A 21,625-nucleotide genomic window follows, 5' to 3' on the forward strand; every position below is an offset into this window, starting at 1 on the left:
TGTTTCCGGGGTAGTGTTTCTTGTTTATGCAAAGCCATAATTTATTTTTATCCCGCCGTGATTTTTTCTGCCTGAAAACCGCCGTCATCCCCCTGCTGATTTCCAGCCCTAAGGCTGTAGCCACATCAAGGTCTTAGCTCTTTGCGTCAAGTACAATCCGCACGCTATACGCTATGCTTTAACGGAAACTGAAAACGTAGTTCGCTTATAAGGAAATCATCATGCGCTACAAACTTCTTGCAGCACTTCTCCCTTGCGCGCTGGCGCTCAGCGCCTGTACGACCGTCACCCCGGCCTATAAAGATAATGGCACCCGCAGCGGCCCTTGTGTCGAAGGCGGCCCTGACGACGTAGCGCAAAAATTCTACGACATTCAGATCCAGAACCGTACTCAGGATGCGGCGGCGCTGCGCCCCTATCTCAGCGACGGCCTGGCGAAGTTACTCAATGACGCCCGTCAGGATCCGGCCAACAGCAAGCTGCTGCAGGCTAACCCGTTCTCCAGCAGCAGCACCCCCGCGGACAGCGCCGTCGTCGCCAGCGCCTCAACCATCCCTAATCGCGATGCGCGCAACATTCCGCTGCGCGTGGAGCTGAAACAGGGAACCCAGAACTGGAAAGACGAAGTGCTGATGATCCAGGAAGGCCAGTGCTGGGCCGTCGATGACGTTCGCTATCTCGGCAACAACAGCCACGCGCCGGCCGGAACGTTGCGACAGAGTCTGGAGAAACGCTAGTTCGGGAGTTGAAGCGACGCCGCTGAAACGATAACCCCGGTAAAATGTCGGTATTCGCCCCGAGAATGCCGACATTTACGCCCCCCTCACCCACCAGGCAATATTTTGTGCTAACTTTAAAGCTAAACGTGGTTTAGATTTAACTTTTAACGCATAAATATTGCATAACTATTCTGCCAAAGGTACTATTTGCGGCCTCAATAGCTATTCGTATCAGACTGCCCAGATGAGTATTAAACTAAACGGCATTAATTGCTTCTACGGCGCGCACCAGGCGCTGTTCGACATCACGCTGGATTGCCCGCAGGGGGAAACGCTGGTGCTGCTCGGCCCCAGCGGTGCCGGGAAGAGCTCGCTGCTGCGCGTACTCAACCTGCTGGAGATGCCGCGTTCCGGTTCGTTAACCATCGCCGGTAACCATTTCGACTTCACCAGAGCGCCGTCCGATAAAGCGATTCGCGAACTGCGGCAGAACGTCGGCATGGTTTTTCAGCAGTACAACCTGTGGCCGCACCTGACGGTACAGCAGAACCTGATCGAAGCCCCCTGTCGCGTACTGGGGTTAAGCAAGGATCAGGCGCTGGCTCGCGCCGAGAAGCTGCTGGAGCGCCTGCGTCTGAAGCCCTACAGCGATCGTTACCCGCTGCATTTATCCGGCGGCCAGCAGCAGCGTGTGGCGATCGCCCGCGCGCTCATGATGGAGCCGCAGGTTCTGCTGTTCGATGAGCCTACCGCGGCGCTCGACCCGGAAATCACCGCCCAGATCGTTAGCATCATCCGCGAGCTGGCTGAAACCGGCATCACCCAAGTTATCGTCACCCATGAAGTTGAAGTGGCGCGCAAGACGGCCAGCCGGGTGGTGTATATGGAAAATGGCCATGTCGTCGAGCAAGGGGATGCCTCCTGCTTCACGCATCCGCAAACTGACGCGTTTAAAAACTATCTTTCACATTGATGTTTTTCGGGGAAATGACGATGAAAAAAGTACTGATTGCCGCCCTGCTCGCAGGCATGAGCCTCTCCGCTTCCGCCGCGCAGACCATTCGTTTCGCCACCGAGGCCTCCTACCCTCCGTTTGAGCTGGTGGACGCCAACAACCAGATCGTCGGTTTCGATGTGGATCTGGCTAACGCGCTGTGTAAAGAGATCGATGCCACCTGTACCTTCACCAACCAGGCCTTTGACAGCCTGATCCCGGGGCTGAAATTCCGCCGTTTCGACGCGGTCATGGCCGGGATGGACATCACGCCTGAGCGTGAAAAGCAGGTACTGTTCTCCACCCCGTATTATGACAACTCGGCGCTGTTCGTCGGTCAGCAGGGCAAGTTCACCAGCATTGATCAGCTGAAGGGCAAAAAAGTGGGCGTACAGAACGGTACCACGCACCAGAAATTTATCACCGATAAACATCCGGAAATCACTACCGTCCCTTACGACAGCTACCAGAATGCGAAGCTGGATCTGCAGAACGGTCGTATTGACGCGGTCTTTGGTGATACCGCCGTGGTCACCGAATGGCTGAAGAGCAATCCGAAGCTGGCGGCCGTGGGCGATAAAGTGACCGACAAAGCCTATTTCGGCACCGGGCTGGGCATTGCCGTGCGTCAGGGCAACACCGACCTGCAGCAGAAATTTAACGCTGCGCTGGAAAAAGTGAAGAAAGACGGCACTTACCAGACCATCTATAACAAATGGTTCCAGAAGTAAGACTGAATGAACGAAATTTTTCCATTAGCAAGCGCCGCCGGGATGACCGTCGGCCTTGCCGTTTGCGCGCTCGCCATCGGCCTCGTCCTGGCGATGCTCTTCGCGGTACTGGAGTCAGTGAAATGGCGCCCGGTAGCCTGGCTTGCAACCGGCATTGTGACCATCCTGCGCGGACTACCTGAAATTCTGGTGGTGCTGTTTATCTATTTTGGCTCGTCCCAGCTGCTGCTGACGCTCTCTGACGGTTTTACCATCCCGCTCGGGTTCATCCAGATCCCGGTGCAGATGCAGATTGAGAACTTTGACGTCAGTCCGTTCCTCTGCGGGGCGATCGCCTTGTCGCTGCTGTATGCCGCCTACGCCTCGCAAACGCTGCGCGGCGCGCTGAAAGCCGTTCCGCAGGGTCAGTGGGAGTCCGGCCAGGCGCTCGGGCTGTCGAAAGCGGCCATTTTCTTCCGCCTGGTGATGCCTCAGATGTGGCGCCATGCGCTGCCCGGTCTCGGCAACCAGTGGCTGGTGCTGCTGAAGGACACCGCGCTGGTGAGCCTTATCAGCGTCAACGATCTGATGCTGCAGACTAAAAGCATCGCCACCCGCACTCAGGAGCCCTTTAACTGGTATATCATTGCCGCGGCAATCTATCTCGTCATCACCCTGTTGAGTCAATACATCCTTAAGCGGATTGACCAGCGTGCGACGCGCTTCGAACGGAGACCAGGCTGATGCTCGACTACTTACCCGAACTGCTGAAAGGACTGCATACCAGCCTGACGCTGACCGTGGCGTCGATTATCGTGGCGCTGATCCTGTCGCTGATCTTTACCATTATCCTGACGCTGAAGACGCCGGGGCTGGTGTGGATAGTGCGCGGCTACATCACCCTGTTTACCGGTACGCCGCTGCTGGTGCAGATCTTCCTGATCTACTACGGCCCAGGACAGTTTCCTTCGCTACAGGAATATCCCTGGCTCTGGCACCTTATCTCCGAGCCGTGGCTGTGCGCCCTGATCGCCCTGTCGCTCAACAGCGCCGCCTATACCACCCAGCTGTTTTATGGCGCCATCCGGGCGATCCCCGACGGGCAATGGCAGTCGTGCAGCGCGCTGGGGATGAGTAAAAAGGATACCCTGGCGATCCTGCTGCCGTATGCCTTTAAGCGCGCGCTGTCGTCCTATTCCAACGAAGTGGTGCTGGTCTTTAAGAGTACCTCTCTGGCCTACACCATCACCCTGATGGAAGTGATGGGCCACGGCCAGCTGCTGTACGGACGGACCTACGACGTGATGGTGTTCGGCGCCGCCGGGATTATCTATCTCATCGTCAACGGGCTGCTGACGCTGCTGATGCGGCTGGTGGAGCGCAAAGCGCTAGCCTTCGAGCGGCGTAATTAGCGCCTGGCGTATTTTGCATAATAAGTGAACAACAAGACGGACAAGTCTAATACCTGTCCGTCTTTTTTTATATCAAATAAAATACTTAATCATTTTTATTGCATACAAATTCATTTAATGGCATTGTCACCCTATGCCGCAGACACGGCGAATAATCATAAGATTGACAGACGGGAGTTCCACGATGAAAAAGTTAGTTCTGGCTGCACTGCTCACCACGTTCACCTTCGGCGCCGCCGCCGCGGAGAAAATCAGCTTCGGCGTGTCCGCGACCTATCCGCCGTTTGAATCGATGGACGCTAATAACCAGATTGTCGGCTTTGATATCGATCTGGCCCATGCGCTGTGCAAACAAATGCAGGCAGAATGCACCTTTACCAACCACGCGTTTGACAGCCTGATCCCGGCGCTGAAGTTTAAGAAGTATGACGCGGTGATTTCCGGAATGGATATTACGCCGGAGCGCAGCAAGCAGGTCGCCTTCACCGACCCGTACTACGCCAACTCCGCGCTGGTGATCGCCAAAAAAGACGCATTCCACTCGTTCGATGATTTGAAAGGCAAACGGATCGGCATGGAAAACGGCACCACCCACCAGAAATATCTGCAGGATAAACATCCTGAGGTGAAGACCGTCGCCTATGACAGCTACCAGAACGCGATTATCGATCTGAAAAATGGCCGTATCGACGGCGTGTTCGGCGACACGGCGGTGGTCAACGAGTGGCTGAAAACTAACCCGCAGCTGGGGGCAGCCACGCCGAAAGTGACCGACCCGCAATACTTCGGCACCGGCCTTGGGATTGCCGTGCGCCCGGATAACAAGGCGCTGCTGGAGAAACTGAACGCGGCGCTGAAGGCGATTAAAGCCGACGGTACCTACCAGAAAATCAGCAACCAGTGGTTCCCGGAGTAACTTTTTTGCCGGGTGGCGCTGCGCTGACCCGGCCTACACTTTCCCCGTAGCCGGGTAAGGCGTAGCCGCCACCCGGCAATTTCTCAAAGTGGCACGAAGAACCTGAACCGCGCCCCGCTTACCGACTCCACCAGCCTGATCCCGCCCCCGTGCAGCTCCAGCATTCGTTTCACAATCAGCAGCCCTAACCCGCCGCGATCCTCCCGCGACGCCTGGGCAGACAACGCCGACGGCCGCTGGAACAGATCGTCGCGCAGCGCGGCATCGACGCCCGTTCCGTTGTCAGCCACTTCGACCTGGATCTGTTGATTCTCCTGCCAGACCGCCAGACGAATCTCCCCGCCGACGGGAGTATGCCGCATGGCGTTGTCGAGCAGATTGGTCACCACCCTCTCAATCATCGACACATCGGCGTTAACCAGCGGCAGCGGCCCCGGCACATCAATTTGCAGGTTCACCTCGCGCGTGCGGGCGGTTAATTCAAACTTCTGCGCCACGTCGGAAATCAGCTCCCCCATCGCGAAACGCTCGCGCTGCGGCTTAATGCCCCCGTGCTCCAGTCGCGCCAGCTCAAACAGCTGCTGCGAAAGATGGCGCACTTTGTTGCCCTGGCGCAGGGCGATGGTGAGATACTGCCTGCGCTCCTCGGCGGTCAGCCGTTCGTCCTTCAGGGTCAGCGTTTCCAGATACCCCAGCAGCGAGGTGAGCGGCGTACGTAAATCGTGGGAAATATTGGCCACAAATTCGCGGCGCTGGCGGTCGCTGTCGGCCAGCCGATCCCACTGACCGGCTATCTGCCGGGCAAGGTCAATAAAGCGATTTTCGAGCACCGCCACCTCGTTACCGGGATGGGGCTCCGGCGTGCGGGCCGCCAGGGTTTTGATGGCGCTGATGCTGTCCCGATCGTTCGCCGCCACCTGGGCGGTGAGCTGGCGGACCGGCCGGGTCACCCAGAACCATGCCAGGCCTCCCGCCAGCAGGCCAAACAGAGTCACCAGCAGCAGGGTCCACAGAACAATGCTCCACAGCGTTTTTTGCCAGGCGTCGGCCGCCAGCTGATTAAAGGTCTCCCCCTGCAAAATGATATACAGGTAACCGCGCAGCTGGCCGTCGACGCGCAGCGGGGCGGCGCTGAAGACTTTTCGCCCGTCAAGGCTGCGGGGATCGTCGCCATACACCGGCGACGTACTGCCGGTGAGAAAAACCTGCACCGGCGCCATGTCGATCCGCTGGCGTTGGATATGTCCCGGCGGCGCCGCATCGGCCAACAGGTCGCCATCCGGCGACAGCAGATAGAGCTCCACGCTGGGATTAAAGGTCATCAGACGGTCAAACAGCGACTTCAGGGTTTGCCGGTTGACCTCGCCGTGGGCGTCCAGCAGCGGTTCGCGGGCCACAATTTGCTGAGCCAGCCCGGCGGAGAGGCGCTGCACCATGGCGTTGCCATACTGCGCGCTGCTATGTAACTGAACGACGCACACCGCCGCCGCGCACAGTATCAGCAGGGAGACCACCACCAGCGCCAGCCGCTGGCTGAGGCTCAGGCGGCGGATCACGGGGCGGCCTCTTGCGTCACCGGGGCGAACTTATAGCCTTTGCCCCAGACGGTCAGAATGATGTCCGGCTCGGCCGGGTCACGTTCGATTTTGCTGCGCAGGCGGTTGATATGGGTATTGACCGTGTGCTCATAGCCCTCGTGCTGATATCCCCAGACCTGCTCCAGCAGCGCCAGCCGCGAAAACACCTCCCCGGGATGGCGGGCAAAGTAATACAGCAGCTCGAATTCGCGCGGCGTGAGGTCCACCAACTCGCCGCGCAGCCTCACTTCGCGGGACAGCGGATCGATGCTCAGACCATGGCAGGACAGGCGCCCGGCGTCCATCAACAGGTTCTGCCCCATCGCCTCCTGGCGACGAAACAGCGCTTTAACGCGGGCGATAAGCTCCAGCAACGAAAAGGGTTTCGCCAGATAGTCGTCGGCGCCCATCTCCAGGCCCAGCACGCGGTGCATTTCGCTGGTGCGAGCGCTGATGATGATCACCGGCAGATAGCGGGTCATCTGGCGGATACGCCGGCAGATCTCCAGGCCATCGACGCCGGGCAGCATCAAATCGAGGATCACCGCATCCCAGACCCGCGTTTCCAGCCGGGCGAGAGCCTGGCCGCCGTCGGCCTCATGCACAATCTGATAGCCCTCATCCTGAAGATTGAGCCGCAGCAGCGTGGCAATATCCTCATCATCTTCCACCAGCAGAATGGTTTTGGCCATTAGATTCCCCCCACCAATAACAAAACATGCTGCGTCAAGCTTACCCGATCTCTGCGACGCAAAGCCTTCACATTTTGTTTAAACTTCGCGGACCAGCAGGGTCAGCACTTCGTAGTGGGCGGTGTGGGGGAACATATCAAATAGCTGGACCCGCTCGACGCGATAGCCGCTAAGAAGAGCAATGTCGGTCGCCATGGTGCGGGCGTTACAGCTGGAATAGATAATATAGGGCGGCGCCATGCGGCTTAAATAGTCGCACAGTTCGGCGCCAATGCCGCGACGCGGCGGGTTGACCAGCACCAGCTGCGGGATATCCGCTTCATGCGTGGCGAACTGCGTGGAGTCCAGCGCCTGAAAATGCAGATTGCTGAGCCCCAGCTGCGCGGCAGACTGCCTGGCGCAGGCGATCGCCTCCGGGGCAATCTCTATACCGGTCAGGCGCATCGCCGGCGTCGCGCAGTGCAGGCCAAAACCCCCGACGCCGCAAAACAGATCCCACATATGCTGGACCGGCAGCGCGCGCACCCAGTCGCGGGCGGTGGCGTACAGCCGGCTGGCTACCGTCGGGTTAGTTTGAAAGAAGCTTTGCGGACGGATCCACAGCGGCACCTCATTAAAGACCTCCCCCAGCGCCTGCTGTTCAGTGAAGAAGATCTCCTGCTCGCCTTCCATAATAGCCATATGCACTGGCTGGATATTCGCCGTGATCACCTTAAGCTGCGGCAACTGTGCCTGTAACCAGGGCAGCGCGGCGCGCAGCTGGGCCAACTTGGCCTCTGAGCGCAGCACGAAGCGCAGCATCATCTCCCCTTGCTGGCTGGCGGTTAGCAGCAGATATTTCAGCTCCCCGCGCTTGCGCGCGACGTTGTAGGGGGTTAACCCGGCGCGGGCGATAAAGGGCTTCAGGACGGCAAACACCGGCGCAAACTCGGCGGGATAGAGCGGGCAGTCGGTGAGATCCACCGGGGTGCCGTCGCGGTGCAGCATCCCCAGCAGCGGACGCTCAACGCTGCCGCTGACCACCATTTTGGCCTTGTTACGGAATGCCGCCTCCGGCCCGCTGACCGGCTCGCCCCAGTCGGCGACGGGGATCGCTGCCAGCAGCGTGCGCAGGTCGGCCATTTTATCGGCGAGCTGTTGCGGAACCGACCGTTCCAGCCATTGACAGGAGCGGCAGCGGCCGGCGTCGTAGAGTGCGCAATGCATAATTGACCTTCAAAATTCCAGGGGCGGGGATTGTATCACCGTTATTGCAGGCGGAAAAACCGGCGGCAGTTCGCAGGCACAAACAGCAGCGTCAGGACCAGCAGATCCGGCAGTTTTTGCATCACCAGCGAGTGGAAGATCTCCCGTTTGGATTCGCCGGGAATGCTGAACAACTCCGGATACCCGTAACCCAGCGACGCCGCCCACAGGTAGCCGGCGGCTATCATCTGCGTCAGCAGATAGACCCAGCGCGCCCAGTTGCGCCCTTTCACCAGCGAGAAGGCGCACCAGATTTCGATAAACACCAGCGCCAGGCTGCCGAGGAAGACCAGCGTCAGGTTCCAGGTCTGGACGCTACGGTGTATGAATTCGTTCAGCCCCTGCAGGCCCAACAGATTGAGGATCATCAGCAGATCCAAACCGCGAATCAAAATAATCGCAAAGGCCGCCACCTGCACCAGCGCAGGGACGTTAAGGCGGGCATGCGATGAGCGAGTTTTCGTAAACAATCCCAACGTAATGTCTTCCATGAAAACGGCGCCACAGGGTGGCGCCGACCGGAGGCTGCTGTACCGATTTTAGGTGGTTCAGCCTTGTCTTGCACGCTGGATATCGCGCACTCGCTGCTTTTCTGCGCGGGCCATCAAATACCAGGCGATAAAACCAACAATACCGACCACGCCGAGGATGAGCGTCGCCAGGGCGTTGATCTCCGGGTTGACCCCCATGCGCACGCTGGAGAAGACCAGCATCGGCAAGGTCGTGGCCCCGGGACCGGAGACAAAGCTGGCGATCACCAGGTCATCCAGCGACAGCGTGAAGGCCAGCAGCCAGCCGGAGATCACCGCCGGCATAATCATCGGCAGCGTGATGACGAAGAAGACCTTCAGCGGAGCGGCGCCCAGATCCATCGCCGCCTCTTCGATCGAGTGGTCCAGCTCACGCAGGCGCGAGGAGATCACCACCGCCACGTAGGCGGTACAGAAGGTGACGTGCGCCAGCCAGATGGTCAACATCCCGCGATCCGACGGCCAGCCGATGGCGTGACCCAGCGCCACGAACAGCAGCAGCAGCGAGAGCCCGGTGATCACGTCCGGCATGACCAGCGGCGCGGTGATCATAAACGCGAAGCCGTTGGAGCCGCGAAAACGCCCAAAGCGCACCATCACCACCGCGGCGATGGTGCCCAGGATCGCCGCCGCCGTCGCCGCGCAGGCGGCGATAGTCAAGCTCAGCCCCACCGCGCTCATCATCGCGTCATCGTGGAACAGTTCGCTATACCAGCGCGTCGACCACCCGGCCCAGACCGTCACCAGCTTCGAGCTGTTGAACGAGTAGATCACCAGCATCAGCATCGGGGCATAAAGGAAGGTGAATCCGAGCACGAGGATCAGAATGCGCCACGGCGAGCGTACTACAGGCAAGTCGTTCATCCCTGCTCCCCCATCTGTTTTTGCTGGTGCTTGTGGAACCACATGATCGGCACAATCAGCAACAGCAGCATAACAATCGCCACCGCCGAGGCGACCGGCCAGTCGCGGTTGTTAAAGAACTCCTGCCACAGCACGCGGCCAATCATAATGCTGTCCGGCCCGCCCAGCAGCTCCGGGATCACGAACTCCCCCACCGCCGGGATAAACACCAGCATGGAGCCAGCGATAATCCCCCCTTTGGTGAGCGGAACGATCACCTGAAAGAAGGTCTTCAGGGGCCGGGCGCCGAGGTCCAGCGAGGCCTCCACCAGCGAATAGTCGATGCGGGTCAGCGCGGTATAGATAGGCAGCACCATAAACGGCAGATAGGCATAGACGATACCGATATACACCGCCAGGTTGGTGTGCAGGATCTCCAGCGGCTGATCGATAACCCCTAGCCACAGCAGGAAGTTATTCAACACCCCGTTGCTCTTCAACAGCCCCATCCAGGCATAGACGCGGATCAAAAACGACGTCCACGACGGAAGGATCACCAGCAGCAGCAGAATATTGCGCGTCGATGGCTTGCTGTGCGCCACCGCCCAGGCCAGCGGATAGCCCAGCAGCAGGCAGCAGAGCGTCGAGATGCCCGCCACCTGCAGCGACTGGAGATAAGCCTCGAAATAGAGCGGATCGTCGGTCAGCTGCAGGAAGTTGGCAAAGTTAAGCGTCAGCGTCAGCTGGCCATCCGCCCACTCCATCAGATCGGTGTAGGGAGGGATCGCCCGCGCCATCTCGGCAAGACTTATCTTGAACACGATCAGGAACGGCAGCATAAACAGCAGGATCAGCCACAGATAGGGCAGCGCGATCACCAGCTTGCGGCCATGTGCCATCTGCAGGCGCGCCGCCCACAGCGCGAAGCCGCCCGGTTTTTTCGCCCCTGACGGGGATTCAACGGTACTCATCGCCCTCTCCTTACACCGTCAGTACAACGCAGCTGTCCGCATCCCAGCATAAACGCACCTCGTCACCCCAGGTGGGCGTCCCTTTCCGATGGCGGTGCTCATTCTGCAGCTGGGCGCTGATCATCTGCCCGCTTTGCAGGCGCACATGATAGATAGAGAGATCCCCCAGATAGGCGATATGAATCACCTCGCCGACGGCAAAATTGTAGCCATCCGCCGGCGGCTCATCGCACAGCATGATCTTCTCCGGACGCAGCGCCACCCATACCGGCACGTTGTCCACCACCGAGGCGTCGGGGTCAACCTTCAGCGGATGCACCAGGCCCGGCGAGCTCAGCACCAGGCCATCTTCGAGGCGCTCTTTCACCAGTCCTTCAAAGACGTTCACCGAGCCGATGAACTCGGCGCTGTAGCGGGTGGTCGGGTGTTCGTAAATCTCTTCCGGTTCGCCAATCTGCACAAACTTGCCGCGGTTCATGATGGCGATACGGCCCGCCATGGTCATGGCCTCTTCCTGATCGTGGGTCACCATCACGCAGGTCACGCCAACGCGCTCAAGAATATCCACCACCTCCAGCTGCATGCGATCGCGCAGCTTTTTATCCAGCGCCCCCATCGGTTCGTCGAGCAGCAGCAGCTTAGGTCGTTTCGCCAGACTGCGCGCCAGCGCGACACGCTGGCGCTGGCCGCCAGAGAGCTGGTGCGGCTTACGTTTAGCGAACTCCTGCATGTGCACCAGAGCCAGCATCTCCTTCACCCGGGCGGTGATTTCCGCCTTCGGCAGACGATCCTGTTTCAGGCCGAAGGCGATATTCTGCTCAACGGTCATATGGGGAAACAGGGCGTAGGACTGGAACATCATATTGATAGGCCGCTGATAGGGCGGCACGCGCGCCAGATCCACGCCGTCGAGCATAATCTGTCCGGCGGTCGGTTGCTCAAAGCCCGCCAGCATGCGCAGCAGGGTCGATTTCCCGCAGCCTGATGCGCCCAGCAGAGCAAAAATTTCGCCTTTGTAAATAGTGAGACTGACATCGTCGACAGCATGCTGGCCGTCAAACGACTTGGTTAAGTTACGGATTTCCAGCAGCGGGGTCAGCGCTTTGGGGGCTTTCGCCTGTGGGCGGGGCGTTACGTCGTTCAATCGGGTGCTCTCCGGCAAAAAAACGATCACCATATGGTCCGGTGCCATACTTCGTGCTTAACAGTGCATGTGCACCATCCTGGTGCTTCTGCTCGCCGGGCGCGCTGCCATTTCCCGGCGAGTGCCGTTCTGATTCGGCCCGCTTACCGGGCCGTCAGAGTTTATTTACCGCTCTTCACTTTGGTCCACGCGCGGGTACGCACGCGGTCGATCTTCGGATCCTGCACCTTCAGCGTGAACAGTTTGGCGAACACATCCGCTGGCGGATAAATCGCCGGGTTGTTACGGATAGTCTCGCTGACCAGCGGCGTGGAAGCCTTGTTGCCGTTGGCGTAGAACACCTGGTCGCTGATTTTGGCGATCACATCCGGGCGCATCAGATAGTTAAGGAACTGATAGGCCTCATCTTTATTTTTGGCGTCGGCCGGCATGGCAAAGACGTCAAAGAACGCCAGCGCGCCCTCTTTCGGAATAAAGTAAGAGACGTTGACGCCGTTCTTGGCCTCTTTCGCACGGTTTGCCGCCTGCCAGACGTCCCCTGCCCAGCCGATCGCCACGCAGATGTCGCCATTGGCGAGGTCGTTAATATATTGCGAAGAGTGGAAGTAGCGGATGTTCGGCCGCAGCTTCAGCAGCAGATCGGTAGCCGGACCGGTGTAATCATTCGCTTTGCTGCTGTTCGGATCCTTGCCAAGGTAGTTCAGCACAGTGGCGAAAATCTCTTCCGGCGCGTCGAGGAAGGAGACGCCGCAGCTTTTCAGTTTTTCAAGATTCTCCGGCTTCAGCACCAGATCCCAGCTGTCCACCGGCGCATCTTTGCCGAGGACGGCTTTCACTTTATCCACGTTATAGCCAATGCCCGTCGTCGCCCACAGGTAAGGCATAGCGTATTTATTATCCGGGTCATGCTTGGCGACCAGCTTCAGCACTTCGGGATCAAGGTTCTTCCAGTTCGGCAGCTTGCTCTTATCCAGCGGCTGGAACACCCCCGCCGCCAGCTGGCGCTCAAGGAAGCTTGCCGACGGCACCACCAGATCGAAACCGGTGCTGCCGGCCATTAATTTGCCTTCCAGCACTTCATTGGAATCAAAAACGTCATACACGACTTTAATCCCGGTCTCTTTTTCGAAATTGGCCACAGTGTCCGGCGCAATATAATCAGACCAGTTATAGACATGCAGGGTTTTTTGTTCGGCGGCGAGCGAACCGGCAGAGACGGCCATCAGCGCACCCGTAACCAGACCTGTTAACCATTTTTTACCAAAGGCGGTCATATCTCTTTTCCTTCTCAACGCCCGTTAACTTACGGGCTCAAATATACGCATTTCTACGCATGCAAAAATCATGCATATTTTTTCATTGCCTGAGAAAAGGAGAGCGGATCTCTCCCGGAGTGGTTGCTCGCAACTGGAAGCATCGCCAGAATAACTGTAGCCAGAATAAGAGGCTATAGCCCAGGTAAAAAAACGCCTTTTATCAAATTTTTATGCAGTAACGGTCTACGTGATAAGCCAAAACGGCCTGAATGGCGGTGAATAATGCTTTAAAGAAAGGTTAAATACAGAATAAAAGCGGGTAATACGCAGCCGCTGCGGTAGTGGCTGCGCTAATTTTAGGCAGGTTTAGTGAAGAAAATGGTATTGCACGTTTTCCGCGGCCGGCTCTTCTTCTTCGCCTTTGTACAGCAGCTGATTGGCGCCGGCTTCGAGGATCACCATCGAGATCTGCTCCTCGCTTTGGCGGAAGAACCAGGCGAACTGCTCCATGGTCACCCCAGGACCGATAGACAGCGACTGGCAGACCACCAGCTTGGGCAAATTATCGTCCTGAATGTCGATAAACGCCTTCACGGTTAACGAGCTGGCGTTGATGGCCGAGAGATCCGCTGACAGCGCCAACAGAGCAGTCGGCTTCACCTCCGCCAGGGCGGAAAAGAGCACCACGTTGTCCACCAGGTCAATTTTGGCATCAAAAATACCGTCGAAATTCTGCATATGCGGCAGGTGCAATGCCTGGCAGGAATCGCACTCAAAAAAGCTGATGCCGATCTCATCCAGCCAGCGACGTAGCGTATCCAGACCCGGTACGACCAGTGAATCCATAGTGCCTGTGACCTCTTACAGTGGAAAAACGACGCCATAGCTTACGCAAAAAAAGCGCCGCATACCATGACAGTCTTGCATCCGGCGGTTAGCCGCCTATTTTCAAACAGAATTCCGGTGTCGCCTGGCGCTCGATCCAGGAGATCATCCTGCTGGCGATGTCCACACCGGAGGTGGTTTCCACCCCTTCCAGCCCGGGCGAGGCATTTACCTCCATCACCAGCGGCCCGCGGGTGGCGCGTAAAATATCGACACCGGCGACGTCCAGCCCCAGGGTTTGCGTCGCCTTGATGGCGATGGCCCGCTCCTCGTCGCTAATCTGCGCCACCGAGGCCATGCCGCCGCGGTGCAGGTTAGAGCGAAAATCGCCCTCTTTCGCCCGCCGTTCGATCGCCGCCACCACCTCATTGCCGACCACCAGGCAGCGAATATCGCAGCCTTTTGCCTCGGCAATGTACTCCTGCACCAGGATGTGGGCGTTCAGCCCGCGAAAGGCGTCTATCACGCTCTCCGCCGCCTGACGGGTCTCCGCCAGCACCACGCCGATCCCCTGGGTGCCCTCCACCAGCTTCACCACCAGCGGCGCGCCGCCGACCATGGCGATCAGATCGCTGGTGTCATCGGGGGAGTGAGCGATGCCGGTCAGCGGCAGATCGATGCCCTGGCGCGCCAGCAGCTGCAGCGAGCGAAGCTTATCGCGAGCGCGGGTAATAGCGACCGATTCGTTCAGCGGATAGCTTCCCAGGAGCTCAAACTGTCGCAGGGCCGCGGTGCCATAGTAAGTGATCGCTGAGCCAATGCGCGGGATCACCGCATCAAAGTGCGGCAGCTGGCGACCTTTGTAGTGGATCGACGAGGCCACCGGACTGACGTTCATATAACAGGAAAGCGGATCGAGGATCTCGACCTGATGCCCGCGCTGTTGCGCCGCTTCGCGCAGGCGTCGACATGAATAAAGCGTTCCATCCCGGGATAATATGGCAATTTTCATCCTGCACCTCTGCAAAAAGACCCGCTCTGGCGGGCCTCAGCTATCGAACACATTTTCACCTTTCCTGCCGCCAGCGGTGGATACCGCCTGGCCGGAGCAGCAGTGTACACGTAATCAGCGCGTTGCCCACCCCTGCTTATGCAGATAGTCGAGAATAAACGGACGACTCTCTTTCACGATAGTGCGACGGATATGATCGCTCCAGGTATCGCGGCGGGCGTTGCTGCCGCGCGACAGATAATAGTGCGCCAACTGGTCGTCATACTCCGCCAACAGCGCGTTATCCAGCGGCTGATAGCGGTTCTCATGCACCAGCATGGCGGCCGGCATCCGCGGCTTGATGTCCGGGTTATCCGCCGGCCAGCCAAGGCAAAGGCCGAACAGCGGCAGGACGTGCTTTGGCAGCTCCAGCAGCTCGGTCACCGCCTCGATGCTGTTGCGCAACCCGCCGATATAGACGCCGCCCAGCCCGAGGGACTCGGCGGCGGTCAGCGCGTTCTGCGCCAGCAGCGCCGTATCGACAACGCCGATCAGCAGCTGTTCCGCCAGCCCCAGCTCCGCCTGCGGGCAGATCTGCAGGTGGCGATTAAAGTCGGCGCAGAAGACCCAAAACTCCGCCGCCTGGGCGACATGCTGCTGGCCGCCAGTCAGCGGGACCAGACGTTCACGCAGGGCCGGGTCAGTAATACGGATGATGGAGGTGCACTGTAAAAAACTCGAGGTAGATGCCGCTTGCGCGCTGGCGATAATCGCCGCGCGCTGTTCGTCGCTCACGGGCGCATCGGTGAAGTGGCGGATAGAACGGTGGCTGCGCAGCAGCTCAATGGTCGGCGTCATTTCGTTTTTCTCTGTCAGACAAGGATTCAGGCTCAGGAGAGTGGGTTAACTGCGGGGCCACGATCTGCGCCATCCGCCACATCACGACGATGGCGGCGGGGATCATCAGCACGATCCCGACAAAGAGCATCACCAGCGCCGCGGTCGGGCTGGCAATGGACGCAGGCAGCTGGACATACTGGTTAAGTGAGAGCCAGGCAAGGGTTAACAGCCCCATCCCGAGGATCTCAACCAGCAGAATGCTTTTCGGCAACGGGGCAAATTTTCGCATCACGCCTCTCCGGTTGATAAACGCAACGCGCCAGCCAATGCCGCCGCGCCGCCGGGTCAGTATACGGGTTTTGATAGTAAGACATTTATCAAACATAGCCGTAAACCATCGAAGCAAAAGGCAGAACCTGCTTTCCCTCACCGACCAATGCAGGCATCATAAGCGCCATTCGCCATCCGGCTGAGGTTTAAGGAGAGAAGCAATGTTTACCGTTATTTTTGGTCGTCCAGGCTGCCCTTACTGTGTTCGCGCCAAAGAGCTGGCCGAAAAACTGACCAACGAGCGTGATGATTTTAACTACCGTTACGTGGATATTCACGCCGAAGGCATCAGCAAAGCTGACCTGGAAAAAACCGTCGGCAAACCGGTTGAAACCGTACCGCAGATTTTCGTCGACCAGAAACACATCGGCGGTTGCACCGATTTCGAAGCCTGGGCGAAAGAGAACCTTGGCCTGTTTGCCTGAGTAAATTTATTTGCTCGATGAATGACTGCGCCAGGTATCAAGCCAGGCGCAGATAAACAAAAAGCACAACGCCCCCAGCGCACACCAGAACACCGCGCTCAGTACCCACGCCATCTCCTGCCAGAACGTCCGGTGCGTGACGAAAAACAGCCGCATCGTCACCATACAGACCGGCGCCGCCAGCATCGCGCCGAGCAAAGGACGCAGCACCCGCCGACCGGGAGAGAGACAGCTCGCCGCCGCTCCTGGCAGCAAAAAGAAGAGCAGGCCCAGCTCCGGGTTGCCGCTGGCGCGAAAGGCCCCTTTCATATGTAACAACAACGATAAGCACACCACAATGAACAGAACGAAGCCACAGATAATGCCGGCCCAACTACGCTCAGATTTCACCGTATCCTCCTGATGTTGCCTCTAACTCACGTCCACGTCGCCCAGTCAGATAAAGCATTTCGGCAATCCATGCCAATAACTCCCCTGCCAGCCTGAAAACGATTGTCACTAGCCGCCGCATCCAGGAAGGATTAAACTAGCGGGTATATTTTTGCTGGTTATAACAGGGTGCCAGAATAGGTTCGCGACAACGCGAACGCCTGAGCAACCTTAGACCAAATAACCATTTCCTTCAACAACTTACTAGTAAACGAGAAGTTGGCTTTCGTGAATATAAACGTCGCAGATTTGTTAAACGGGAATTACATCCTGTTATTATTCGTTGTACTTGCATTAGGACTATGCCTGGGAAAACTGCGTCTCGGCTCAGTACAACTTGGTAATTCCATTGGCGTTTTAGTCGTTTCTCTATTATTAGGTCAGCAGCATTTCGCGATTAACACCGATGCCCTTAATCTCGGCTTTATGCTGTTTATTTTTTGCGTCGGCGTGGAAGCCGGTCCTAACTTTTTTTCGATTTTTTTCCGTGACGGGAAAAACTATCTGATGCTGGCGCTGGTGATGGTCGGCAGCGCGATGCTGATCGCCATGGTGTTGGGTAAAGTGTTCGGCTGGGATATCGGGCTCACCGCCGGTATGCTGGCGGGGGCGATGACCTCCACCCCGGTGCTGGTGGGCGCGGGGGACACTCTGCGCCATTTCGGCCTGCCCAGCGATCAGCTGGCGCAGTCGCTTGACCATCTGAGCCTCGGCTATGCCCTGACCTACCTGGTTGGTCTGGTGAGCCTCATCGTCGGCGCCCGCTATATGCCCAAGCTGCAGCATCAGGATCTGCAGACCAGCGCCCAGCAAATCGCCCGCGAGCGCGGCCTCGATACCGATTCCAAACGTAAAGTTTACCTGCCGGTGATCCGCGCCTATCGCGTCGGCCCGGAACTGGTGGCGTGGGCGGATGGCAAAAATCTGCGCGAGCTGGGCATTTATCGCCAGACCGGCTGCTATATCGAACGCATCCGCCGCAACGGCATTCTGGCCAACCCGGACGGCGACGCGGTGCTGCAGATGGGCGACGATATTGCGCTGGTGGGCTACCCGGACGCGCACGCTCGCCTCGACCCGAGCTTCCGCAACGGTAAAGAGGTGTTCGACCGCGATCTGCTCGACATGCGCATCGTCACCGAAGAGATTGTGGTTAAGAATCACAACGCCGTCGGCCGCCGCCTGGCGCAGCTCAAGCTCACCGACCACGGCTGCTTCCTGAACCGGGTTATTCGCAGCCAGATCGAGATGCCTATCGACGACAACGTGGTGCTGAACAAAGGCGACGTGCTGCAGGTCAGCGGCGACGCCCGCCGCGTGAAGACCGTAGCCGACCGCATCGGCTTTATCTCCATTCACAGCCAGGTGACCGACCTGCTGGCCTTCTGCGCCTTCTTTATCGTCGGCCTGATGATCGGCATGATCACCTTCCAGTTCAGCTCCTTCAGCTTCGGCATCGGCAACGCCGCCGGCCTGCTGTTCGCCGGCATCATGCTTGGCTTCCTGCGCGCCAACCACCCAACCTTCGGCTATATCCCGCAGGGGGCGCTGAACATGGTGAAAGAGTTTGGCCTGATGGTGTTTATGGCCGGGGTCGGGCTCAGCGCCGGGGCCGGGATCAATAACGGGCTGGGCGCCGTCGGCGGCCAGATGCTGGCGGCAGGGCTTATCGTCAGCCTGGTGCCGGTGGTGATCTGCTTCCTGTTCGGCGCCTACGTGCTGCGCATGAACCGGGCGATGCTGTTCGGCGCCATGATGGGGGCCCGCACCTGCGCCCCGGCGATGGAGATCATCAGCGATACCGCGCGCAGCAACATCCCGGCGCTCGGCTATGCGGGCACCTACGCCATCGCCAACGTGCTGCTCACCCTCGCCGGGACGCTCATCGTGATCATCTGGCCAGGGCTACAATAAATTTTTTGCGAAAAAAGCCGCCACAGGCAGAACTTTTTCTCAGGGCATCAGTCATAAGTAATGCCACTGCTTTTCTTTGATGTCCCCATTTTGTGGAGCCCATCAACCCCGCCACTTCGGTTCAAGGTTGATGGGTTTTTTGTTGCCTGCGTTTAGCCATTCCGGGTGAAACGCCGCCTCAGCACTCCTCTTCCTGCGCCCTCTCCCCCGCCAGCTGCCCGACCATCAGGCGGATCGCCGCCTTCGATAGCGGCGCGCGGTCGGTGACAAAGTGCAGGGTCATCCCTTCAATAAAGGCGTCGAGGCCGCGGGCGGTGTCAGGGGCAAACCACTGCTCCAGCGTCTGCTGGCTGCGCCGCATCCAGTTCTGCATCACCGCCTTCAGCGCTGGCTGGCTGCTACAGAACGCATACAGCTGGTACATCAGCTCCATATTGCGCGCCGTGGTCACCTGGGCGCTGAAGATCAGCTCCGCGATGGCATCGCAGGCTTGTTGCCGGTTCGCTACCCCGGCGAAGCTTTGCTGATACTGCGCCGACATCTCGGCGGTAAACAGGCTGAACGCCTCCTCGATCAGCGCCTCGATGCCGCTGAAATAGTAGGTCAGCGACCCCAGCGGCACATTCGCGCAGGTGGCGATTTTACGGTGCGTCACCGCATGGACGCCGTGCGCCGCGATGGTGTCCAGCGTCGCCTGCAGGATGCGCTCGCGGCGCTGCGGATCGTTCGGTCTACGGGCCATGATTTTCCTCTTCCGGTTTATGTACAAATGTACACATGCTTGCTACTGTTGTCTTCATTCTTCTCCTTTAAGGCGTTTACGGATGACGACGCAATCTTCGCGCAGAGCGCTCCAGCTTCGACTGTGGGCGCTGTTTATGTTCTTTTTCATCCCTGGCTTATTAATGGCCTCCTGGGCCACCCGCACGCCGGCGATCCGCGATCTGCTGGCGCTTTCTACCGCAGAGATGGGCGTCGTGCTGTTTGGCCTGTCGGTGGGGTCGATGAGCGGTATTCTCTGCTCGGCGTGGCTGGTGAAGCGCTTTGGCACCCGCAAGGTCATCCGCACCACCATGTCCTTCGCCGTACTCGGCATGCTGGTGCTCAGCCTGGCGCTGTGGCTTGCCTCCGCCCCGCTGTTCGCCTTCGGTCTGGCCATCTTTGGCGCCAGCTTTGGCTCGGCAGAGGTCGCCATTAACGTCGAAGGCGCGGCGGTTGAGCGGGAGATGAATAAAACGGTGCTGCCGATGATGCACGGCTTCTACAGCTTTGGCACCCTGTTCGGCGCCGGGGTGGGCATGGCGGTGACCGGGTTCGGCCTTCCCGCCGCCCCGCATATCCTGGCGGCCGCGCTGGTGGCCATCCTGCCCATCGCCATTGCTATCCGTGCCATTCCGGAGGGTACCGGTAAAAATGCCGCCGAAGCCGCCCACGGCGAGGCGAAAGGTCTGCCGGTATGGCGCGATGCGCAGCTGCTGCTTATCGGGGTTATCGTCCTGGCGATGGCCTTCGCCGAAGGCTCAGCCAATGACTGGCTGCCGCTGCTGATGGTGGACGGCCACGGCTTTAGCCCCACCTCCGGCTCGCTGATCTATGCCGGCTTCACCCTCGGCATGACGCTGGGCCGCTTTACCGGCGGCTGGTTTATCGATCGCTACAGCCGGGTGACGGTGGTTCGTGGCAGCGCGGTGATGGGCGCTCTGGGCATTGGCCTGATTATCTTCGTCGACAACCCCTGGGTGGCGGGCATTTCGGTGCTGCTGTGGGGCATTGGCGCCTCGCTCGGCTTCCCGTTGACCATCTCCGCCGCCAGCGATACCGGTCCGGATGCCCCTAAGCGCGTCAGCGTGGTGGCGATTACCGGGTATCTTGCTTTCCTCGTCGGGCCGCCGCTGCTGGGCTTCCTCGGCGAGCATTTCGGCCTGCGCAGCGCCATGATGGTGGTGCTGGGCCTGGTGATGGTGGCGGCGCTGGTCGCCCGCGCGGTGGCTAAGCCACAGTCTGAACCCGTTATGGAGAACAGCTAATGAGCATCAAACTGATTGCGGTGGATATGGACGGCACCTTTTTAAGCGATGCCAAAACTTACAACCGGCCGCGCTTCCTCGCCCAGTATCAGCGAATGCGCGAGCAAAACATTCGCTTCGTGGTCGCCAGCGGCAACCAGTACTACCAGCTGATCTCCTTCTTCCCGGAGATCGCCCACCAGATCGCCTTCGTGGCGGAAAACGGCGGCTGGGTGGTGAGCGACAATGAAGACGTCTTCAACTGCCAGCTGCCGGTTCACCATTTCAACGCCGTGGTCGACCATCTGCAGACGCTGCCGAATATCGAAATCATCGCATGCGGGAAGCGCAGCGCCTACACCCTCAACCGCTACAACGACGCGCTGAAGACGGTGGCGGCGAAGTATTATCACCGCCTTGAACTGGTGGATGATTTTAACCATCTCGATGACACCATCCTCAAATTTGGTCTCAACGTGCCGGACCGCCTGATCCCGGAAATTCAGCCGAAGCTGCACGCGGCGCTGGGGGACATGGTGACAGCGGTAGCCACCGGCTACGGTAGCATCGACTTAATTATCCCGGGGGTGCACAAAGCCAACGGCCTGCGTATTTTGCAACAGCGCTGGGGTATTGAAGATCACGAGGTGGTAGCGTTCGGCGACAGCGGCAACGATATCGAAATGCTGCAGCACGCCGGATTTGGCTTCGCCATGGCCAACGCCCGGGAAGACGTCAAAGCCGTCGCCCGCTATCACGCGCCGCACAATAACGAAGAGGGTGTTCTGCAGATTATCGATAAGGTATTGGATCGCGAAGCGCCATTCGCCTGATAAGACCCGGATGCGAGCGCATC

The 21,625-nt window shown here is 58.8% G+C and carries 24 protein-coding genes; 10 read left to right on the plus strand and 14 right to left on the minus strand.

The genetic code is table 11. The features are described 5' to 3' along the window. Nucleotides 1–221 precede the first annotated feature (221 nt). The 6 genes from GT756_RS03950 to artJ all read left to right on the plus strand — a co-directional run bounded on the left by GT756_RS03950 (nt 222) and on the right by artJ (nt 4,751). Nucleotides 222–737 (plus strand): lipoprotein, encoded by a 516-nt coding sequence (locus GT756_RS03950; RefSeq protein ID WP_094311332.1) that lies wholly within the window; start codon nt 222–224, stop codon nt 735–737. Between the two features lie 226 nt (nt 738–963). Further along, entirely contained in the window at nt 964–1,692 is a 729-nt protein-coding gene (artP, locus tag GT756_RS03955) for an arginine ABC transporter ATP-binding protein ArtP (RefSeq protein WP_004201340.1), read from the plus strand. A 20-nt stretch (nt 1,693–1,712) separates the two neighbouring features. Next, nucleotides 1,713–2,444 carry an arginine ABC transporter substrate-binding protein ArtI gene (gene artI / locus GT756_RS03960; protein ID WP_002896390.1) on the plus strand — a complete coding sequence of 244 codons (732 nt, stop codon included), beginning with the start codon at nt 1,713–1,715 and terminating at the stop codon, nt 2,442–2,444. Nucleotides 2,445–2,450: 6 nt separating this feature from the next. Further along, on the plus strand, nt 2,451–3,167 hold the full coding sequence (gene artQ, locus GT756_RS03965) for an arginine ABC transporter permease ArtQ (protein ID WP_004201339.1): 717 nt from the start codon (nt 2,451–2,453) through the stop codon (nt 3,165–3,167). Beyond that, nucleotides 3,167–3,835, plus strand: coding sequence for an arginine ABC transporter permease ArtM (artM, locus tag GT756_RS03970; RefSeq protein ID WP_004201338.1), 669 nt, complete (start codon nt 3,167–3,169; stop codon nt 3,833–3,835). Before artQ ends, artM begins: the two co-directional genes overlap by 1 nt. Before the next feature lie 184 nt (nt 3,836–4,019). Further along, the gene (gene artJ, locus GT756_RS03975) at nt 4,020–4,751 is read left to right on the plus strand and encodes an arginine ABC transporter substrate-binding protein ArtJ (RefSeq protein ID WP_004201336.1); all 732 of its coding nucleotides are present in this window, start codon (nt 4,020–4,022) and stop codon (nt 4,749–4,751) included. An 83-nt stretch (nt 4,752–4,834) separates the two neighbouring features. On the opposite strand, the gene GT756_RS03980 is transcribed toward artJ, so the two are convergent. From GT756_RS03980 to GT756_RS04035, 12 genes are all read right to left on the minus strand, one after another. After that, on the minus strand, nt 4,835–6,307 hold the full coding sequence (locus tag GT756_RS03980; RefSeq protein ID WP_004201335.1) for an ATP-binding protein: 1,473 nt from the start codon (nt 6,305–6,307) through the stop codon (nt 4,835–4,837). Continuing rightward, nucleotides 6,304–7,020 (minus strand): response regulator transcription factor, encoded by a 717-nt coding sequence (locus GT756_RS03985; RefSeq protein WP_017899419.1) that lies wholly within the window; start codon nt 7,018–7,020, stop codon nt 6,304–6,306. The genes GT756_RS03980 and GT756_RS03985 overlap by 4 nt, the downstream gene beginning before the upstream one ends. A gap of 78 nt (nt 7,021–7,098) precedes the next feature. Further along, a complete protein-coding gene (gene rlmC / locus GT756_RS03990) occupies nt 7,099–8,226 on the minus strand; it encodes a 23S rRNA (uracil(747)-C(5))-methyltransferase RlmC (protein WP_017899418.1) in 1,128 nt (375 codons plus the stop codon). Nucleotides 8,227–8,267: 41 nt separating this feature from the next. Further along, entirely contained in the window at nt 8,268–8,756 is a 489-nt protein-coding gene (locus GT756_RS03995) for a YbjO family protein (protein ID WP_004201332.1), read from the minus strand. Nucleotides 8,757–8,813: 57 nt separating this feature from the next. Continuing rightward, nucleotides 8,814–9,659: a putrescine ABC transporter permease PotI gene (potI, locus tag GT756_RS04000; protein WP_002896372.1), complete on the minus strand. Its 846-nt coding sequence runs from the start codon at nt 9,657–9,659 to the stop codon at nt 8,814–8,816. Then, nucleotides 9,656–10,609, minus strand: coding sequence for a putrescine ABC transporter permease PotH (potH, locus tag GT756_RS04005; protein WP_004201331.1), 954 nt, complete (start codon nt 10,607–10,609; stop codon nt 9,656–9,658). Before potH ends, potI begins: the two co-directional genes overlap by 4 nt. Before the next feature lie 10 nt (nt 10,610–10,619). After that, the gene (potG, locus tag GT756_RS04010) at nt 10,620–11,753 is read right to left on the minus strand and encodes a putrescine ABC transporter ATP-binding subunit PotG (RefSeq protein WP_160124646.1); all 1,134 of its coding nucleotides are present in this window, start codon (nt 11,751–11,753) and stop codon (nt 10,620–10,622) included. A gap of 161 nt (nt 11,754–11,914) precedes the next feature. Then, a complete protein-coding gene (potF, locus tag GT756_RS04015; protein ID WP_004201329.1) occupies nt 11,915–13,027 on the minus strand; it encodes a spermidine/putrescine ABC transporter substrate-binding protein PotF in 1,113 nt (370 codons plus the stop codon). Nucleotides 13,028–13,375: 348 nt separating this feature from the next. Continuing rightward, complete coding sequence (locus tag GT756_RS04020; RefSeq protein WP_017899416.1) at nt 13,376–13,855, minus strand: YbjN domain-containing protein; 480 nt, start codon at nt 13,853–13,855, stop codon at nt 13,376–13,378. Nucleotides 13,856–13,943: 88 nt separating this feature from the next. After that, the gene (gene rimK / locus GT756_RS04025) at nt 13,944–14,846 is read right to left on the minus strand and encodes a 30S ribosomal protein S6--L-glutamate ligase (RefSeq protein ID WP_160124563.1); all 903 of its coding nucleotides are present in this window, start codon (nt 14,844–14,846) and stop codon (nt 13,944–13,946) included. A gap of 114 nt (nt 14,847–14,960) precedes the next feature. Then, complete coding sequence (gene nfsA, locus GT756_RS04030) at nt 14,961–15,683, minus strand: nitroreductase NfsA (RefSeq protein ID WP_004201327.1); 723 nt, start codon at nt 15,681–15,683, stop codon at nt 14,961–14,963. Beyond that, on the minus strand, nt 15,667–15,954 hold the full coding sequence (locus GT756_RS04035; RefSeq protein WP_032455809.1) for a YbjC family protein: 288 nt from the start codon (nt 15,952–15,954) through the stop codon (nt 15,667–15,669). The genes nfsA and GT756_RS04035 overlap by 17 nt, the downstream gene beginning before the upstream one ends. Before the next feature lie 202 nt (nt 15,955–16,156). Here GT756_RS04035 and GT756_RS04040 point away from each other — a divergent pair, with 202 nt between their 5' ends. Continuing rightward, the gene (locus GT756_RS04040; RefSeq protein ID WP_002896352.1) at nt 16,157–16,420 is read left to right on the plus strand and encodes a GrxA family glutaredoxin; all 264 of its coding nucleotides are present in this window, start codon (nt 16,157–16,159) and stop codon (nt 16,418–16,420) included. A gap of 6 nt (nt 16,421–16,426) precedes the next feature. Here GT756_RS04040 and ybjM read toward each other — a convergent pair whose 3' ends face one another. Then, a complete protein-coding gene (gene ybjM / locus GT756_RS04045) occupies nt 16,427–16,810 on the minus strand; it encodes an inner membrane protein YbjM (RefSeq protein ID WP_004201325.1) in 384 nt (127 codons plus the stop codon). Between the two features lie 267 nt (nt 16,811–17,077). Here ybjM and GT756_RS04050 point away from each other — a divergent pair, with 267 nt between their 5' ends. Next, the gene (locus tag GT756_RS04050) at nt 17,078–18,763 is read left to right on the plus strand and encodes an aspartate:alanine antiporter (RefSeq protein WP_004179131.1); all 1,686 of its coding nucleotides are present in this window, start codon (nt 17,078–17,080) and stop codon (nt 18,761–18,763) included. Between the two features lie 178 nt (nt 18,764–18,941). Here the strand turns inward: GT756_RS04050 and GT756_RS04055 are convergent, their stop codons facing one another. Beyond that, nucleotides 18,942–19,505 (minus strand): TetR/AcrR family transcriptional regulator, encoded by a 564-nt coding sequence (locus tag GT756_RS04055; protein ID WP_064178105.1) that lies wholly within the window; start codon nt 19,503–19,505, stop codon nt 18,942–18,944. A gap of 82 nt (nt 19,506–19,587) precedes the next feature. On the opposite strand from GT756_RS04055, the gene GT756_RS04060 reads away from it, so the two are divergent. Together GT756_RS04060 and GT756_RS04065 are read left to right on the plus strand one after the other, a co-directional pair. Next, nucleotides 19,588–20,790 carry an MFS transporter gene (locus GT756_RS04060; protein ID WP_017900139.1) on the plus strand — a complete coding sequence of 401 codons (1,203 nt, stop codon included), beginning with the start codon at nt 19,588–19,590 and terminating at the stop codon, nt 20,788–20,790. Further along, nucleotides 20,790–21,602, plus strand: coding sequence for a Cof-type HAD-IIB family hydrolase (locus GT756_RS04065; RefSeq protein ID WP_017900140.1), 813 nt, complete (start codon nt 20,790–20,792; stop codon nt 21,600–21,602). The genes GT756_RS04060 and GT756_RS04065 overlap by 1 nt, the downstream gene beginning before the upstream one ends. Nucleotides 21,603–21,625: the final 23 nt, after the last annotated feature.

This window comes from Klebsiella sp. Q2, assembly GCF_009900705.1.
In the GTDB taxonomy this organism is placed as follows: Bacteria; Pseudomonadota; Gammaproteobacteria; order Enterobacterales; family Enterobacteriaceae; genus Klebsiella; species Klebsiella quasipneumoniae.